At 43.3% G+C, this 17,533-nt stretch carries 13 protein-coding genes, 3 tRNA genes and 1 pseudogene; 11 read left to right on the forward strand and 6 right to left on the reverse strand.

Going from position 1 to position 17,533, the window contains the following annotated elements; all coding sequences use genetic code 11:
- Nucleotides 1-43 precede the first annotated feature (43 nt).
- From DW917_RS05115 to DW917_RS05135, 5 genes and pseudogenes are all read left to right on the forward strand, one after another.
- Nucleotides 44-238: pseudogene (locus DW917_RS05115) on the forward strand (cystathionine beta-lyase); the annotation flags it as partial.
- 219 nt (nucleotides 239-457) lie between these two features.
- Nucleotides 458-1,777: a TolC family protein gene (locus DW917_RS05120; RefSeq protein ID WP_118116977.1), complete on the forward strand. Its 1,320-nt coding sequence runs from the start codon at nucleotides 458-460 to the stop codon at nucleotides 1,775-1,777.
- Nucleotides 1,778-1,890: 113 nt separating this feature from the next.
- A complete protein-coding gene (locus DW917_RS05125) occupies nucleotides 1,891-3,030 on the forward strand; it encodes an HlyD family secretion protein (RefSeq protein WP_233524636.1) in 1,140 nt (379 codons plus the stop codon).
- Between the two features lie 54 nt (nucleotides 3,031-3,084).
- Nucleotides 3,085-4,779 carry an MFS transporter gene (locus DW917_RS05130; RefSeq protein WP_118116978.1) on the forward strand — a complete coding sequence of 565 codons (1,695 nt, stop codon included), beginning with the start codon at nucleotides 3,085-3,087 and terminating at the stop codon, nucleotides 4,777-4,779.
- A 124-nt stretch (nucleotides 4,780-4,903) separates the two neighbouring features.
- Nucleotides 4,904-5,734 carry a helix-turn-helix domain-containing protein gene (locus tag DW917_RS05135; protein WP_118116979.1) on the forward strand — a complete coding sequence of 277 codons (831 nt, stop codon included), beginning with the start codon at nucleotides 4,904-4,906 and terminating at the stop codon, nucleotides 5,732-5,734.
- 158 nt (nucleotides 5,735-5,892) lie between these two features.
- Here DW917_RS05135 and DW917_RS05140 read toward each other — a convergent pair whose 3' ends face one another.
- The 6 genes from DW917_RS05140 to rplU all read right to left on the reverse strand — a co-directional run bounded on the left by DW917_RS05140 (nucleotide 5,893) and on the right by rplU (nucleotide 11,930).
- A complete protein-coding gene (locus DW917_RS05140; RefSeq protein ID WP_118116980.1) occupies nucleotides 5,893-6,291 on the reverse strand; it encodes a hypothetical protein in 399 nt (132 codons plus the stop codon).
- A 216-nt stretch (nucleotides 6,292-6,507) separates the two neighbouring features.
- Complete coding sequence (locus DW917_RS05145; protein ID WP_147344118.1) at nucleotides 6,508-7,020, reverse strand: hypothetical protein; 513 nt, start codon at nucleotides 7,018-7,020, stop codon at nucleotides 6,508-6,510.
- Between the two features lie 233 nt (nucleotides 7,021-7,253).
- Nucleotides 7,254-9,599: a bifunctional dihydroorotate dehydrogenase B NAD binding subunit/NADPH-dependent glutamate synthase gene (locus DW917_RS05150; RefSeq protein WP_118116982.1), complete on the reverse strand. Its 2,346-nt coding sequence runs from the start codon at nucleotides 9,597-9,599 to the stop codon at nucleotides 7,254-7,256.
- A gap of 181 nt (nucleotides 9,600-9,780) precedes the next feature.
- Entirely contained in the window at nucleotides 9,781-11,073 is a 1,293-nt protein-coding gene (gene serS / locus DW917_RS05155) for a serine--tRNA ligase (protein ID WP_022109697.1), read from the reverse strand.
- 231 nt (nucleotides 11,074-11,304) lie between these two features.
- Complete coding sequence (gene rpmA, locus DW917_RS05160; protein ID WP_118116983.1) at nucleotides 11,305-11,595, reverse strand: 50S ribosomal protein L27; 291 nt, start codon at nucleotides 11,593-11,595, stop codon at nucleotides 11,305-11,307.
- Between the two features lie 17 nt (nucleotides 11,596-11,612).
- Nucleotides 11,613-11,930, reverse strand: coding sequence for a 50S ribosomal protein L21 (gene rplU, locus DW917_RS05165; RefSeq protein WP_022109699.1), 318 nt, complete (start codon nucleotides 11,928-11,930; stop codon nucleotides 11,613-11,615).
- A gap of 448 nt (nucleotides 11,931-12,378) precedes the next feature.
- Between rplU and DW917_RS05170 the strand changes: the two genes are divergently transcribed.
- The 6 genes from DW917_RS05170 to DW917_RS05195 all read left to right on the forward strand — a co-directional run bounded on the left by DW917_RS05170 (nucleotide 12,379) and on the right by DW917_RS05195 (nucleotide 17,413).
- Nucleotides 12,379-13,656: a serpin family protein gene (locus DW917_RS05170; RefSeq protein ID WP_118116984.1), complete on the forward strand. Its 1,278-nt coding sequence runs from the start codon at nucleotides 12,379-12,381 to the stop codon at nucleotides 13,654-13,656.
- Between the two features lie 256 nt (nucleotides 13,657-13,912).
- Nucleotides 13,913-13,999: transfer RNA gene (locus tag DW917_RS05175), tRNA-Ser, on the forward strand.
- Between the two features lie 26 nt (nucleotides 14,000-14,025).
- Nucleotides 14,026-14,097, forward strand: a tRNA-Glu gene (locus DW917_RS05180).
- 48 nt (nucleotides 14,098-14,145) lie between these two features.
- A tRNA-Glu gene (locus tag DW917_RS05185) sits at nucleotides 14,146-14,217 on the forward strand.
- Nucleotides 14,218-14,302: 85 nt separating this feature from the next.
- Nucleotides 14,303-15,559 carry a DUF5103 domain-containing protein gene (locus DW917_RS05190; RefSeq protein WP_233524637.1) on the forward strand — a complete coding sequence of 419 codons (1,257 nt, stop codon included), beginning with the start codon at nucleotides 14,303-14,305 and terminating at the stop codon, nucleotides 15,557-15,559.
- Nucleotides 15,560-15,760: 201 nt separating this feature from the next.
- The gene (locus DW917_RS05195) at nucleotides 15,761-17,413 is read left to right on the forward strand and encodes a glycoside hydrolase family 10 protein (protein WP_233524638.1); all 1,653 of its coding nucleotides are present in this window, start codon (nucleotides 15,761-15,763) and stop codon (nucleotides 17,411-17,413) included.
- Nucleotides 17,414-17,533: the final 120 nt, after the last annotated feature.

The following is a 17,533-nucleotide window of genomic DNA, read 5'->3' on the forward strand; positions in this document are numbered from 1 at the left end:
TTACCAATCCTCAGTTGGAGGTGGCAGACCTGAGTGCTCTTGTCCTTTGCGTCCTCAGGCTTCCTTCTTGGTTTGGCTCAACTGTAGGGATTTGCATCTCAACCATGAACAGTTGCTTGACCTTTTTATCGACAAGGCTCATCTGGCACTGAATGATGGTGAAATGTTTGGTCCTGGTGGTGAGGGATTCATGCGCTTGAATGTGGCGAGTCCCCGCGTGATAATGAACAGAATATAATAAATCATAATCCCCCGTAGCTGATACGATTCGCATCAGTTGCGGGGGATTATGATTTTTGGCAATTTTGAACACATTGTGATATTTTATGAATAGTAAGATGTAGTGTAAAAGTCGTAACTTTGCACCTGATATCATGAACTGGCATATATCATAACGCCAGAATTGGTTCTACATATAAAAATATAACATAAAAACCAGAAGAATTCAAAAGAAAAAATGAAGAAAATATTTTTGTTTTGTATTGCGCTCGGTGCATTCTCTGCTATTCAAGCACAGGAGATGCTCACGTTGAGTCAGTGTCTGCAGATGGCTGTAGATAACAACCTTTCACTGCAGAAAAGCCGTAATGAGATAGCAAAGGGTAAGTATTCTATCAGTGAAAATCAGGCTAAGTTGCTCCCACAAATTAATGCGGTAGCCCAACTTAATGACAATTTTACTCCGCCCGTATCGGTTACAGATGGTTCGGCATACGGAAAGCCTTACAATGTGACTAAGACCTTGCAGTATAATGCTTCGGCAGGGCTCCAACTCCAGATGCCTCTCTACAATCAGATGGTATATACGGCCATAGATATAGCTAAGATTGCGGACCAGCTCAACAAACTCTCATATGAAAAGGCACGTGAGGATCTTATTATACAGACAGCTAAAATGTATTATATGGCACAGAACACTTCAGAACAGATACGTCTCGTGAACGACAATATCAGACGACTGGAAGAACTTCGTGACATCACGCAGGCTTTCTACGACAACCAGATGAGTCTTGAAGTGGATCTGAAGAGAGTGAATCTCAATATAGAAAACTTGACCGTGCAGCGCGATAATGCTGCTGCCATGCTCGAACAGCAGTACACCATGCTCAAGTATGTTATTGATTATCCTGCTGATAAGAATATCAAGGTGACTGATGTGAATCCTAATCAGATAGAAACCGTGAAAGCGGATGGTCTGAATGTCAATCTCTACGAACTGCAACTTCTGCAGCAGAAAAAGGAACTGACTCAAAAACAGATCAAACTGGCAAAGGATGGTTATCTGCCATCGGTCAGTCTGACTGGTAGTTTGATGTACTCTGCTTTCACCGATAAAATAGAGCATTGGATTCACTCGGGCGATTCTAACCACTGGTATGGTTCCAACGGTCTCGGCATCCAGTTGAGAGTGCCTGTATTTGACGGATTTGAAAAGCGCTCGAAAATCAGAAAGGCTAAAGTGGAGGCGGAGAGTGCCCGAATCGGTTATGAGGATGCACTCAAGGGTATGCGGGCCAATTATGTGAATGCAGTAAGTGAGGTAAACAACAGTCAGCGCAACTATAAGAAACAGTTGGATAATTACGTGCTTGCGCAGGATGTCTATAATGTGACTGCCGACCAGTATAAGGAGGGCGTAACATCTATGACTGCTGTGCTTCAGGACGAGATGCGCATGAGTGAGGCTATGAACAATTATCTGAATGCTTATTATCGCTACAAGGTGGCCAATCTGGCTCTGCTTAAACTCACGGGACAATTGGAGAAGGTGAAGTAGGGAAACTTGTGATGGTGTATGATTAATGGTTATAAATAGACTGTAAATTGAGAAAATAAGGAAATATTTAATAAATAAGAAAACAACAAATAAAGATTATAAAGGAATAAAATATGGAACAGAACGAAAAAGAAACCATTGGAGTTAAGAATGAAGAAAATGTAGAATCTACTCCTCAAACAACTCAGGAATCACATGAGGAAACTGCCAAGAAACTGAAGAAGCAGAGAACTCGTCAGATTGTGGCCAGTCTCATCGGTATAGCAATCCTGGCTTTCGGACTTTGGAAAATCGTCTGTCTTTTCTTAGATTACAGTTCAAATGAAACGAGTAATGATGCTCAGATAGAACAGTATATCTCACCAGTAAATCTTCGTGCCTCCGGTTATATCGCAAAGATTTATTTCAAGGAACATCAGGAGGTGCATAGGGGTGATACGCTTCTTGTACTCGACGACCGTGAGTACCGTATCCGCCTGATGGAGGCTGAGGCTGCCCTGAAGGATGCTAAGGCTGGAGCCAATGTAATAGATGCTACCCAGCAGACTACGGAGACTTCTGCTTCTGTTTATTCTGCTTCTATTGATGAAATCGAAGTACGCCTGGCTAAGCTTGCCAAGGACTGTGAGCGATACCGCAATCTGGTAGAAAAGAAGGCGGCTACTCCTATCCAATTGGAGCAGCTTGAGGTGGAATATGCTGCCACCAAGAAGAAGTTGGAGTCTGTAAGAAAGCAACAGGCTGCTGCATACAAGGGAGTCAACGAGGTATCTACCCGCAAGCAGAATGTGGCTGCTGCCATCGAGCGAGCTCAGGCTGCAGTGGAAATGGCTAAGTTGAATCTCTCTTACTGTGTGGTAGTGGCTCCATGTGACGGAAAGTTGGGACGCCGCTCTATCGAGGAGGGACAGATGGTGAACGCAGGTACTACCATTACCTATATCCTACCCAATAACCAGAAATGGGTGATTGCCAACTACAAGGAAACGCAGGTAGAAAATCTCTATGTTGGGCAGAAGGTACGCATAACGGTAGATGCTGTAAGCAATAAGGAGTTTGAGGGTACGGTTACTGCAATCTCTGGCGCTACGGGTTCTAAGTATTCACTCGTTCCGACAGATAATTCGGCAGGTAATTTTGTGAAGATCCAGCAGCGTGTGCCTGTCAGAATTGATTTCACCAATATCAGTAAGGAGGATAATGCCCGTCTTGCTGCTGGTATGATGGTGGTAGTGAAGGCTGAAAGAAAATAAGCGCAGAAAGGAAATAAGTAACATGAAAGAAAATGTTGGAAGAAATCAAGTAACATGTTAGAAGAATATAAGAATTATCCATTTTATGACTGGGTGCCGAAACCTCTTGGCATCATCTTCATGATCATCCTCTTCGTGCCGATGATTACGATGAGCGGTGTCTATTCTGCTAATAGCGGCGAGATGATGAGCGGACTGGGCATTCAGTCGGAATACATCGCTTTTGCCGGTTTCTGCACCTCCATAGGAATGGCGGCTTTCTCTCCATTCTTCTATGAATTGGTGTGCATCCGAAGAGAGAAGATGATGTGCATCGTGGGGTTCTCCATTCTCTTTATACTCAGTTTTGTCTGTGCTCAGACCGACTCTTTGTTTATTCTCGGACTGTGCAGTTTGCTGATGGGTTTTGTGCGCCAGACTCTCTTGATGGCGCATCTCTTCGTGCTCATCAAATATGCTTTCGGCATAGAGGCAACCAAAAATATCACTCCGGGATGCGAACCTACTACGGAAGAGGCCTGGGATGCTGTTGACAGCGAAAAGATGGTGTCGCAGCCTGTCATCTATCTTTTCTTCATGATCATCGGTCAGCTCGGTACCTGGCTTACAGCATGGTTGGCATACGCTTATGAATGGAAGTATGTGTATCATTTCATGATGGCATTCATGCTGGCGGGCATTATCATCGTCTTCTTCACCATGCCTTATCATAAGTATCCGATGCCGAAGTTCCCCATCACGATGTCGAAGTTTGGCAATGTGACGGTGTTCAGTATCATGCTCTGCTCCTTTGTCTATGTCATGGTCTTCGGCAAGACCTTAGACTGGTTTGATGATGGGTCGATCCGTTTCTCTACGATAATCTGCATCATCTTCACGGGCTTGTTCATCTATCTGGAGTTGACCCGCCGTTCTCCTTATTTTATAATGGAGGTATTTAAGTTGAGAGTCATCAATTATGGCATCATGCTTTTCTTCCTCCTGATGGTGTGCAATTCCAGTGCGATGTTTGTCAATGTCTTCACCAATGTCGGTATGAAGATAGACAATTGGCAGAATGCCACCTTGGGCAACTGGGTGATGGTGGGATATACTGTGGGCCTGATCTTTGCCGTAATAGCCAGGGCGAAGGGAGTACACCTCAAGTGGATGTACTCGTTGGGCTTTCTTTTCATTGGAGCTTATGCCCTGTATATGTATTTCGAGGTGCAGAATGATGGTATGTATGAGCGCATGAAGTGGCCTATTATCATTCGTTCTACGGGAATGATGCTGCTCTATTCGCTCATCTCCACGATAGCCAACCAGCGTATGCCTTACCGGTTTATGTCCACTTGGGTCTGCATCATGCTTACCGTGCGTATGGTCATTGCTCCAAGTATCGGTTCGGCTCTCTACACCAATGTACTTCAGCATCGCCAGCAGTATTATGTAACACGGTTTGCGCAGGACTTCGACCGTACGAGCATTCAGACTGCCAATACTTACGATCAGACGGTGTATGGTATGAAATATCAGGGAAAAAGTGATGCTGAGGCTCAGGAAATGGCAGCTATGTCGGTCAAGGGAAAAGTACAGGTGCAGGCTACGCTTACCACCATCAAGGAAATGGCAGGTTGGACTTTCTATGGTTGTCTGGCTTGTGCCCTGCTGATGCTTGTCATCCCATGGCGTAAGCGTGATCTGAAAGAACTGACTCGAGAGTATCTGCTGAAGAATGTGAATATACATTCGCTCGGAAGAAGGTAGGATAATGCTAAAATTTCATAAATTAGCAAGACATTCTGCGAAATGAAATGATATTTTGTTATCTTTGTCATTTTAGGATCATGGGGATCTATTTAGTACCCATGCCGTTAACGAAGAAATCATCATGGAGATAACAGATAATATCATCATCAGTGAAGCCAATGAGTTTCCTCATTCTCTGATGCAACCTTTTTATTCTGACTTTGTCGGAATCATTATTTGTCAACAAGGGATGTTCCGTTTCTGCGTAGATGGAACATCCTTTGCCGCATCTGCCGGAGAGACCGTTTTTCTCTCCAAAGGTCTTATGTTTCAAGTTTTGGAAACTTCTCAGAACCTATGCTTTACTTTGCTTTTTTATCGTGTAGAACAGATACGCCACATGTTGGGAAATACCGTTGTTGCCATGCGGCTTTATTCTACTCTTTATCCCCAGTCGTGTGTCGTCATGCATACGGAATATGAAGAAATGCTGAATGATTATATTCGGATGCTCCACACATTGGAATGCCAGACGCTGCGAGATACTTATAGTTGTCATGAGCAAAACCTGCTTCTCATGGCTGTCACCTACAGGCTCTGCAGCATCTTCTCTGCATCTTTCAAACCCGTTGGGAAGAAGATGGACCGCAAAATTGAAATATTCGAAACTTTAGTGAAGTTGATAGAACAGAATTTTATGCGTGAACGCAGTGTGGCTTTTTATGCAGACAAACTTTGTGTCACTTCGAAATATCTCACCGTGATGGTGAAATCTCTATGCGGAAAGACAGTCCAGCAACTTATCTTTAAGGCGATTATCCGTCGCAGTATTTACTTGATGAAGAATACCAATAAGACCATATTGCAGATAGCTACAGAATTGAGTTTTCCAAACGCTTCTGCCTTTGGTACGTTTTTCAAAAAACATACGGGACTTTCTCCAATGAATTTCCGCCATGCAATGGAATTATAGGAATTACAAATTACAAATGAGAAATGAGGAATGGGTGAAAAATGTTGTGAGAACAAGAAAGTAAAGTGGGAGAGAATATAGACTTTTAATGAGATAGAATTAGAGGGCATATCAAAGCCGCAGTGACTTTAATACGCCCTCTTGTATTTGATTATCTATTAGGCAGTAAACAACTTGGCGAAAGCTTCAGCTGTCTTGCCTGTATATACTACCATCTCTGTGACTGGTTTGTAACCGAAGTCCTGAAATGAAAGGAGTTGGGTGGCAACAAACTGATGGTCATCCGAGAGGCAAGCTTCCAACTTTACATTGCCCATGTTGATGGCAGATACAGGAAACTTATTGATAGCAGTTTCCACATCGTTAGGATCTGCAGAAAGAATGTTACCCAACTTCTTTCCATCCTCTGCGGAGTATTCTTTCTCCTTTATCTTAATCACACTGTTGGTTGGTTTGTAAATGAGTTTACAACTCAAACCTAAGAAACCTTTCTTTACTTCTATATCATTGAGCGCCATAACATCGGCACCCATCTCTAAATGATTAATCTTTGCCATATTCTTTAATTACTTATTCTTTTCTTGTTTATAAATGTCGAACCATCTCTTTAGGTTCGAATTGTCTTGATATGTCCAAACCGTCTTTGTATGTTCGAACATACTTATATATATAGAACTGTTTTTATAAAATATAAGGGTGGGTGTGACCTGCCTTATCGTATGCTGATAGCATGCGGTAAAACAGAATGAGATATAAAAAGAGAAGAATAAGTGCTAACACCGTAGATGTCGCAGGCAAATGACGTAATATTTGCTGGCGACATCAAAGTGGATAGGGGCTGTTTCCATACGGAAAGACTCCATGCCACTTATATTTGCAGTTAGAAGTGAAGATAAAAACTTGATTTTATTAAAAAGCAATCTACTTGCAGATGGATTACTCTGGATATTGCCATTTGGCAATAATCGCTGTGGACGATTGCTGCAAACGCGATAGGCGATTGTTGAAGCATCTTCCAACTGTGCATCTTGCTTGTTTTGCTTGTGTTCTATCTGAGTAAGTCGGTCCTCGGAATGGCTTTCCTTGTTGAACAGTTCCATTGAATCTTGATTCTCGGAATGTTGACCTGCAATAAATTGATTCTCCGAAAAACTACTCTCGGAAAGAAATAATTCTGATGACTCTGCAAAGGGAAGACTCAAAGTTTCTGGGACGGATGACGCCTTACCATAGTTTGTGAAAACCATGGACATCAGGAAGATGATGTATAATGCCAACTGTCTCATAACTTTATCTATTGATTGATTTGGTTTTATCTATGATTGATTCATCTATAGATTTGATTTCATGGATTTTTCCATGCGATTTGGTGACAAAGTTACGATTTTTCTCTGAAAACTGCAAATTTTAAGCAGATGTTTTAGTTTCTTTATTACTTTTTCGTCATAAGAGAGGGGGATTCGGTGTCTCTATTTGAGTACCCGAAGCCCCCTCGCTTTATCGTTATAAGAATCTACATTTATTTACCTGACAATTGTTTTGCCATGTTTTCTGCTGCTTTTCTTCCGTCTCCCATGGCGAGAATCACAGTAGCACCACCTCTTACGATGTCGCCACCGGCATAGATCTCTGGTTGTGAACTCTGCATCTGCTCGTTTACTGCAATAGTGTTCTTTCTGCCAAGTTCCAGTCCCTCAATACTCTGAGGAACGAGTGGATTAGGGCTAACACCTACTGCCACAATCACCTGGTCGCACTCTATTGTGATGGTCTCTCCTGTAGCTTCAGGACGGCGACGGCCGCTGGCATCAGGTTCACCCAACTGCATTACGTCGAGTACAACAGCCTTTACTGCTCCCTTCTCGTCAGCCTCATATTCCTTCGGGTTGTGGAGTGTCAGGAAGGTAATGCCTTCTTCCTTGGCATGCTTTACTTCTTCCAGTCGGGCTGGCATTTCTGCCTCTGAGCGGCGATAGACCAGCGTGACATCTGCACCCAAGCGCTTCGCAGTACGGCAACTGTCCATAGCTGTATTTCCACCGCCTACAACTACTACTTTCTTGCCTAAGTTGATAGGTGTGTCGCTATGAGGGTTGGCTGCGTCCATCAGGTTCACGCGGGTCAGGTACTCATTGGATGACATAATGTTCAAGGCATTCTCGCCAGGAATATTCATGAAGTTAGGCAGACCTGCACCAGAACCCACGAAGATGCCCTTGAAACCCTGTTCGTTCAGTTCCTTTACGGAAATTGTCTTACCAACAATGCAGTCGGCAATGAATTTTACACCCATTTTCTGAAGATTCTCAATTTCTACATCCACGATGGCATTAGGCAGACGGAACTCTGGAATACCATATTTCAATACTCCGCCAATCTCGTGAAGTGCCTCGAATACTGTTACGTCGAATCCCTTCTTGGCCATATCGCCTGCGAAACTCAAACCGGAAGGACCAGAGCCTACTACTGCTACCTTTATACCATTGGCTGGTTCCAGTTCTGGAACGGAAATGTTTCCGCTCTGGCGCTCGTAGTCAGCTGCAAATCGCTCAAGATATCCGATTGCCACTGCAGGCTCGTTCATCTTGAGGTGGATACATTTGCTCTCGCATTGTTTCTCCTGTGGACATACACGACCGCAAACGGCAGGCAGGGCAGAGGTGTTTTTCAGAACCTTAGCTGCTGCTAAGAACTGGCCGCGTTCGATATTCTTGATGAAAGATGGAATATTGATGCTTACAGGACAACCTTCCATACAGGTAGGTTTTGGACAGTCCAGACATCGCTTGGCTTCTGTCAATGCCATCTCCTTGGTTAAACCGATATTAACCTCTTCTGTACGTGTGGTGGCACGGTATACTGGATCCAACTCAGGCATCTTAACACGCTCTATGGCAGTGCGCTCTTTTGCTTTCATCGAAGTGCGTAACTGCTTGCGCCACTCAGAGTTGCGGTCGGTAAGCTCAGCGATACTTTCTGTAGTAGGCTCTACGTCCATCATTACATCTGTCGTCTCCTTATTCTTGTTTGTTTCTACTGTTGCAAGGTGCTCTTCGAAATGTTCCATCTCTTCACGCTCTGCATCCTTGAAGGTACCCATGCGCTTGAACATCTCATCCCAGTCAACCAATGCTCCGTCAAACTCAGGACCGTCGATGCAGACAAACTTAGTCTTGCCACCAATGGTCAATCGGCAGGCACCGCACATACCTGTACCATCCACCATAATCGTGTTGAGGGATACATCTGTAGGGAGATTATATTTCTGAGTCAGGAGACAGCAGAATTTCATCATGATAGGAGGGCCGATGGCGAATACCTTATCGATGTGCTCCTGATTGATGAGCTTTTCGATACCGACAGTTACAACACCTTTCTCGCCGTAACTTCCGTCATCGGTCATGATAATCAGTTCGTCACTGGAAGCGCGAACTTCATCTTCCATGATTACCAATTCCTTGTTGCGGCCAGCAATCACAGAGAGAACACGGTTGCCTGCAGCTTTGAGGGCACGCATGATAGGGAGCATTGGAGCTACACCTACACCACCGCCCGCACAGATTACTGTACCATAGTTCTCGATATGGGTTGGATTGCCGAGAGGACCCACAACATCATGGATTTCATCTCCTTCGTTGAGATTACAGAGTTTGGTAGATGATAATCCAACCTTCTGCACAACCAGAGTGATGGTGCCTTTTTCTATGTCTGCATCAGCGATAGTCAGAGGCATACGCTCACTATTGTCATCCACACGGATGATGACGAAGTTACCTGCCTTGCGGCTTTTAGCTATCAAAGGTGCTTCTACGTCGAAACGATATACCTTCTCTGAATATTGTATTTTTTTGATAATCTTGTTCATGAGGTTATTTTTGGTTATTATGTTTACTCTATAAGTTGTTTTTGTATAATTTGGTTCCGTGATAAAAAAGCAAAAGGATAACGTCGGCTGTAGAAATGCAGCCGATGTTATCCTCGTACTTAATATTGTTGGCCAGTGAATCCCAGCCAGATATTTGAATTAATCGATGTTCATAATCTGATTAGTCGAAGTTCTTGTCATCCAACATCTCGAAACCGCAGTAAGGTACCAATACCTTTGGTACACGGATACCCTCTGGTGTCTGGTTGTTCTCCAGGATGGTTGCTACAATACGTGGCAAGGCGAGAGCAGAACCGTTCAATGTGTGGCAAAGTTCAATCTTCTTGTCCTCTGCATGACGGTAGCGGCAGTGGAGGCGGTTAGCCTGATAGCTCTCAAAGTTGGATACTGATGAAACCTCCAACCAGCGACCCTGTGCTGCACTCCATGTCTCGAAGTCGTAGCAGATAGAAGAGGTGAAACTCATATCACCACCGCAGAGGCGGAGGATATGATATGGTAATTCCAACTTCTTCAAAAGACCCTCTACGTGATCAAGCATCTCGTTCAAGCTCTCGTAAGAGTGACCTGGTTTGTCAATACGTACAATTTCTACCTTGTCAAACTGGTGCAAGCGGTTCAAACCACGCACGTCCTTACCATAGCTACCAGCCTCACGACGGAAGCAAGCAGAATAAGCACAACGCTTGATAGGGAGATCCTTCTCGTCGAGGATAACATCACGGAAGATGTTGGTTACAGGAACTTCTGCAGTAGGGATAAGGAAGAGGTTATCAAGATTAGCATGATACATCTGACCCTCCTTGTCTGGCAACTGACCTGTACCGCGACCAGAATCCTCGTTTACTACGTAAGGAGGCTGAATCTCGAGGTATCCACTCTTGCGAGCTTCATCCAGGAAGAAAGCCTCGAGCGCACGCTGGAAACGGGCCATCTTGCCGATATATACAGGGAAACCAGCTCCAGTAATCTTCACACCGAGGTCGAAGTCAACGAGGTTGTACTTCTTCAGGAGATCCCAGTGGCAGAGAGCATCTGGACCGAGGTTAGGCTTTTCGCCACCTTCTTTGACAACCACGTTGTCTGCTGCATCCTTACCCTCAGGTACCTGCTCGCAAGGAATGTTAGGGATTTCGAGCAACTGGTTGGTCATATCATTCTGAGCCTTCTCCATAATCTCTTCAAGTGCCTTGGCGTCAGCCTTGAGCATAGCTACCTGAGCCTTTGCGGATTCAGCTTCTTCTTTCTTGCCTTCTTTCATCAAAGCACCGATCTGCTTTGCAAACTGGTTGGCTTGCTGCTTGTTGTTGTCAAGCTTCTGCTGAGCCTCACGACGGATTTTGTCGTACTCCAATACTTTCTCTACGGCCTCACGAGCATTAGGAAAATGCTTTTTTTCAAGACCTTTGACTACACGTTCAGTCTCTTCACTGATAAGTTTAAGTGTAAGCATAAGATATATATTTTATTTAAAATTATTAATCACGGTAAACGTTATTTGCTAACTGAAGGCAAAATTACAAAAAATATTTCTTTTAGCGCAATAAAATGGGTAGAAAATGTTGTTTTAGGGACAAAAATAAGTACAAATGGGCTTATTGGGTAGAAACGAAGAAAGCCTGCATCGTCTGATGCAGGCTTCTATGTTGTTTGTTTGGAATAAGTTTTTCTAAAACTTTAAAATTTAAGCGTCAGCTTTCTTGGTCTTCTCAGCATAAACCTCAGGAGAGAGAACAGAAACTGTACTCTTATCCTTGCGGCCCTTGTGGAAGTAAACGATACCGTCTGTCAAAGCATACAATGTATCATCCTTACCCTGAGCTACATTCTCACCTGGGAAGTGCTTGTTACCACGCTGACGAACGATGATGTTACCAGCGATGATGCTCTGACCACCCCAGATCTTAACGCCTAATCTTTGTGAAGCTGATTCACGGCCGTTCTTAGAACTACCAACACCTTTCTTATGTGCCATTTCTAATTCCTCCTAATTTAAGCGATTACAGATTTGATTGTTACCTCTGTGAACTGTGCACGATGACCGTTCTTCTTGCGATAGTCCTTGCGGCGCTTCATCTTGAAGACGATTACCTTGTCACCCTTTACGAGTGGGTTCACAACTTCTACTACTACTTTTGCACCCTCTACAGTTGGGGCACCGACAGTGATTGCGCCGTCTTTGTCAACGAGCAAAACCTTGTCGAACTCAACAGTCTTACCTGCTTCTACATCCTTGATGTGATGTACGAAGAGCTTCTTGCCCTCCTCAGCCTTGAACTGCTGACCGTTAATTTCTACGATTGCGTACATTAATTTAATATATAAACGGGTTTTTCCGCGAGGCGTCCTGCAACGTGCCGGCACTTATTTGAGCCCCAACGAACTTAACTTTTCTGTAATATTTGCCCATACATGAGCATTCGGAGTGCAAAAGTACTACTTTTTTCTGTTATAGCCATGTTTCCTGTGAAAAAATATCGAAGTTTTATAAAGTTTTAACGGAATTGGTGGGGTTGAGACGCTCCTTGGCTCTAAAAAGTTGTTTTCTTTGACTTCTTTTACTATTTTTCTGAAGGTTTTGTTCTATGGCTATGTTATGATGCTTATTTTGTTAATGCTGGTTAATTTCTTTTCGGAAATGCAAGGAATCTAATGGAATGTTGTTTTAAAGTCGGTTGTCTTCTCGAAGAAAGCGTCATGATGGCTCTTTTGATGGAGAGACATGTTTATATCGTATAATGATTAAATTAGATAGATTATGAAAAAAAGTGTAATGACTATCGCCACAATGGCTTTGGCGATGACAATGGTTTCTTGTGGCTCTTGTAAGAAAGTTCAAGGTGGAGTGAAAGGAACGGAGAGTATGGAAGCTACTAAAAGTGAGGAAGCTATGGATGAGGGATATCTTATCTTGTCGGATGAACAGCGTAGTATTGTAGATAAGAACAATGGCTTCGCCCTCAATCTCTTCCATGAAATTTCAGGTTTTGATTCTAAGGTGGTTTCCCCAATGAGTATTTCTTATCTGATGGGTATGTTGGCAAACGGAGCTGATGGACAGACTCGTGAGGAAATTTTGAAGACTATCGGTTGTGAGGGTGTTTCTGTGGAAGATTTGAATGCTCTTTATAAAATGATGCTTCAGAAGGCAAATAGTCTGGATAAGCAGACAGCTGTGAATATCGCCAATTATATTGCGCTCAACAAACAGTATCAGCTCAAGAATACATTCGCTGGAATTATGAAGAATGATTATCAGGCTGGTGTAGAGAATCTTGATTTCGCTTCTTCTGCATCTGTTAAGCATATCAATCAGTGGTGTAGCAAACAGACCAATGGTATGATTCCAAGCATGATCAGTCAGTTGGATGCCAATGCGGTTTCCTGTATCATGAATGCTATCTATTTTAAGGGAGCATGGACAGATAAGTTTGATAAGAAGAATACGAAGTTGGAGGCATTTCATGGATATACCCGTGATATCAAGAAGGCTCAGATGATGCATCGCCAGGCAAAATATCAGTATGCTGATGGTGCTGGATATTCTGCAGTTCGCATTCCTTATGGCAATCGTTCATACGAGATGGTTGTGTTGCTTCCTAATCAGGGTAGTTCTATCGACGAGATGATGAAAAAGGTGGATGTGAAGTCGCTGGCTGAGCTGCGTGATAAGATGGACGAATGTATGGTTGACTTGAAGTTGCCTCGATTCTCTACAGAGTTAAGTCTGTCTTTGAATGGTATCATCAGCAAGTTGGGTGCACCTTCGATGTTTGGTGGAAATGCCAACTTCTCAAATTTTGCAACTGGCAGTCTGTCTATTTCCAAGATGCTGCAGAAGGCGAAGATAGAGGTGAGTGAGGAAGGTACAAAGGCAGCGGCAGTAACTGCTGCTATTATGACGATGAGTCTTCAGCATCCTGATGAACCACGTCGAGTTGACTTCCATGCAGACTGTCCTTTTGTGTATATGATTACGGAGGCGAATACTGGTGCAATATTATTTATGGGACAATTTACGGGATCGGAACTTTAATTCCAAAGATGAATTTCTCAGAATGTATTAGAACCAATATGAGCTTCTCGCTATGTGTGAACCCGATATAGTCCTCTCCCTATATATATAATAAGGTGTAAAAATGCGAGTGGGAGAGAAAAAGGTGAAAAAATAAAGAAAAATGCATTTTTCTTGAAAATTCTTTCCGAAAAATTTGGTGGAACCGAAAAAATGTATTACCTTTGCACTCGCATTTGAGAAACAATGTTTGTTGATTCAGAAATGAGTCCAATCAGGAAGGTTGGGTGAGTGGCTGAAACCACCAGTTTGCTAAACTGACGTGCGGGTTACCGTACCGGGGGTTCGAATCCCCCACCTTCCGCAAACATGTTTCAAAAGTGTACCGTTGGTCGATTCATCTAATGGTTAGGATACAAGATTCTCAATCTTGGCATAGGGGTTCGATTCCCCTATCGACTACGACGGAATGACATATAGAAGCCGGCGAGTAACCGACTTTTTTTTTATGGTCGATTCATCTAATGGTTAGGATACAAGATTCTCAATCTTGGCATAGGGGTTCGATTCCCCTATCGACTACAATGAAGTCTTCATCTTTTTGGATGAAGACTTTTTTTGTTTCTATTTCTTTGGCTATTTCCTATTTTTGTTTTATCTTTGCAGAATGAAACAAATGAGAATTCATAACAAGTTCAGAGGTATTGCGTTGCTGGCGGCCTTTGCTTTATCGTGTGGAGTAGGGGTGGCTCAGCGTTCAGAGATACATAGCTCGCGTGTGACTACCTTGCAAGTGGTTGGGGGTGACAACTGGCTGTCAATGCCTGTGGTGACGCTTGGCGGACAAACTGTACAGGTTTCTTTTGATGACCTTACGCATGACTATCATCGTTATTGTTATAAAATCGTGCATTGTGATGCGGACTGGAATGAGTCTGCAGGATTGTTTGTGAGTGATTACCTTGCTGGATTCAATGGAGAACTGACTATTGATGACTTTGAAGAGTCGCTCAATACCAATCAGCTTTATACTCATTATCAACTCCGTATTCCAAATGAGAACTGCCGTATCACCATGGGTGGCAACTATAAGTTGATGGTTTATGATGAGAATCGTGAGAATGAACCGATGCTTACAGCTTGTTTTATGGTAGTTGATCCGCAAGTGAATGTGACAGTTGGCTATCGTTCGAATACTGACATTGATGTCAATAAGAGTCATCAGCAGGTGAGTGTTCATGTAGATTATGGTAATTTGCGAATTACGGATCCTCAGCGTCAGCTCCGTATGGTGGTGTTGCAGAATGGAAGATGGGATAATGTGGTGCGTGATCCTAAGCCAGACTATATTAGTGCTGATGGCTTGCAGTGGACGCATTGTCGTGATTTGATTTTTCCGGCAGGCAATGTCTATCGGAAGTTTGAGATGCTTGATATGAATCATACAACGATGGGACTGGATGAGATGAAATGGGATGGCAATGAGTTTCATGCTTTTGTGCAACCGGATTTGCCCCGTCCGAGCTATGTGCATGATGAAGCGCCACAGGGGTCGTTTTTTATTCGCAACAGTGAGAATCTAGATAATGATTTTATTTCAGACTACGCCTGGGTGCATTTTTCTCTGAAGGCTCCTCGTCAGATGGGCGATGTTTATCTGAATGGTGATTGGACGCATGATCGGTTTCTTCCAGCTTATCGGATGGAATACGATGAAAAGACGCAATCTTACGAGGGAAAGGTGCTGATGAAACAGGGTTATTACAGTTATCAGTATCTGGTACTTAAGGATAATGGTACTACGCAGCCTGTTACGTCGGAGGGTTCGTACTTTCAAACTCAGAATAAGTATCAGGTCTTGGTGTATTATCGTGGAACGGGCGATAGGACTGATAGGCTTGTTGGTTTCAAGGAAGTGAGATGAGGTCTGTTGGATTCATGGAAGTGAGGCCTCTTGGCTTCGGAGAAATGAAGCCTATGGATTTTTTTTTAGTTGATAAAAGTAATGAAACGTATTTTTTTTCAAATATCATTGTTGTTGACTATGGTTATGTCGCTTCAGGCGCAAAATACCATATTAGATAGCTCTGTGCATAGAATCACGTCTGGTAGTTCTTTGCAGAGTATGATTTTTAATAATTATCCCCCAAAGCATGAGGTGCGTGCTGTGTGGCTGACCACGATTGGCGGTATCGACTGGCCTCATTCCTATGCGCAGTCTGCTTATTCTGCCGAAAAACAAAAGCAGGAATTGGTTGGGATTCTGAATCGTTTGCAGAAAGCGCACATTAATACGGTGCTTATTCAGACCAGAGTACGTGGTACGATGATCTATCCCTCAGCTTATGAGCCTTGGGATGGTTGCTTGTCTGGTTTTCCTGGAAAAAGTCCGGGTTATGATGCGTTGAAGTTTGCGATAGAGGAGTGTCACAAACGGGGTATGGAATGTCATGCATGGGTAGTTACAATTCCAGTGGGTAAGTGGAATGCCTTGGGGTGTAAGTCGCTTCGCAGTCGCTTTCCGGGGTTGATCAGGAAAATCGGACCTGATGGATATATGAATCCGGAAGATAATAGAACGGCGGACTATCTTGCGCAAATTTGTAGCGAAATAACCCGTAATTATGATGTGGATGGCATCCATCTCGATTATATCCGCTATCCGGAGACTTGGAATATCAAGGTGAGTCGTGAGAAGGGGCGACAGTTTATTACCCGTATCGTTGAGGCGATACATCGTAATGTGAAGCGCGAGAAGCCTTGGGTGAAAATGAGCTGTTCTCCTATCGGTAAGTTTGATGACCTTGGCCGTTATTGGAGTCATGGCTGGAATGCCTATACCAAAGTCTGTCAGGATGCGCAGGGTTGGCTCAAGTCGGGTCTGATGGATGAACTTTATCCGATGATGTACTTTCGAAACGAACAGTTCTTTCCTTTTGCTATCGACTGGGCAGAACAGAGTCATGGCAAGATTGTGGTGCCTGGTTTGGGAATTTATTTCCTGGATCCTAAGGAAGGTAAGTGGAAGATAGGGGATATAACTTCCGAAATGTATCATTTGCGCAATATCGGACTGGGACATGCTTTTTTCCGTAACAAGTTCTTGCTTGACAACCGACAGGGTATCTACGATTTCACATCCAAGGAATTTAATCTCTATCCGTCTTTGGTGCCGGCTATGAAGTGGGAGAGCAGGCGTATTCCTGTTGCGTCATCTCATTTGAAAACACAGCAGGTGGGAGGAAAAGTAGTGCTTACCTGGAATAATGCTGCGCAATATGAGGATGGAACTGCAGTTTCTACACCTTATATATATAATAATATATATGCGAGTAGAACTTATCCGGTAGATACAGAAGATGCAAGAAACCTGATTTCGGCAAGAATGATGGGCAATCAGATAACACTCGACCTTTCGGGAGATGAAAATCCACTCTTTTTTGCTGTTACTGCAATGGATGGATATGGAAATGAAAGCCGTCCGGTGCAAAATGTTGCCAAAGTTGAGGACTTTCTGCTGGAACGACAGGGTAAGGCAAAAAAGCTAAAATGCAGCGATGGAAGACTTTTCTTACCAGAAAGTGCAAAAAATGCAGATGCTACTTGTTTTTTGGTAGAATCCTTGTTAGGACAGCCTTTGAAAGTGCTTCGAAGTAGTAGTAACTATCTGAATATAAGTAGTTTAAGTGAAGGTGTGTATGTGCTGAAAAGCCTGAATAAAAAGGGTGTTTCGCATACCTTTGGAACCTTCTATATCAGAAAAAATAAAAAAAGTTAGAAAAAAGTTGCGAAAAAAATTGGTGGTTTCAAAAAAATGTAGTACCTTTGCACTCGCAATTCAGAAATGAGGCTTTAAGAAGCACCCTTAGCTCAGTTGGTAGAGCAACTGACTCTTAAT

The organism is Prevotella sp. AM42-24 (assembly GCF_003461825.1).
Taxonomy (GTDB): Bacteria; Bacteroidota; Bacteroidia; order Bacteroidales; family Bacteroidaceae; genus Prevotella; species Prevotella hominis.

Bases quoted from the DNA above. Each gene is read 5' to 3' on its own strand.
- rpmA (WP_118116983.1), bottom strand. From the start codon at position 11,595: ATGGCACATAAGAAAGGTGTTGGTAGTTCTAAGAACGGCCGTGAATCA.
- DW917_RS05130 (WP_118116978.1), top strand. From the start codon at position 3,085: ATGTTAGAAGAATATAAGAATTATCCATTTTATGACTGGGTGCCGAAA.
- DW917_RS05125 (WP_233524636.1), top strand. From the start codon at position 1,891: ATGGAACAGAACGAAAAAGAAACCATTGGAGTTAAGAATGAAGAAAAT.
- DW917_RS05140 (WP_118116980.1), bottom strand. From the start codon at position 6,291: ATGGCAAAGATTAATCATTTAGAGATGGGTGCCGATGTTATGGCGCTC.
- rplU (WP_022109699.1), bottom strand. From the start codon at position 11,930: ATGTACGCAATCGTAGAAATTAACGGTCAGCAGTTCAAGGCTGAGGAG.
- DW917_RS05195 (WP_233524638.1), top strand. From the start codon at position 15,761: ATGATTTTTAATAATTATCCCCCAAAGCATGAGGTGCGTGCTGTGTGG.
- DW917_RS05120 (WP_118116977.1), top strand. From the start codon at position 458: ATGAAGAAAATATTTTTGTTTTGTATTGCGCTCGGTGCATTCTCTGCT.
- serS (WP_022109697.1), bottom strand. From the start codon at position 11,073: ATGCTTACACTTAAACTTATCAGTGAAGAGACTGAACGTGTAGTCAAA.
- DW917_RS05135 (WP_118116979.1), top strand. From the start codon at position 4,904: ATGGAGATAACAGATAATATCATCATCAGTGAAGCCAATGAGTTTCCT.
- DW917_RS05190 (WP_233524637.1), top strand. From the start codon at position 14,303: ATGAAACAAATGAGAATTCATAACAAGTTCAGAGGTATTGCGTTGCTG.
- DW917_RS05170 (WP_118116984.1), top strand. From the start codon at position 12,379: ATGAAAAAAAGTGTAATGACTATCGCCACAATGGCTTTGGCGATGACA.
- DW917_RS05145 (WP_147344118.1), bottom strand. From the start codon at position 7,020: ATGAGACAGTTGGCATTATACATCATCTTCCTGATGTCCATGGTTTTC.
- DW917_RS05150 (WP_118116982.1), bottom strand. From the start codon at position 9,599: ATGAACAAGATTATCAAAAAAATACAATATTCAGAGAAGGTATATCGT.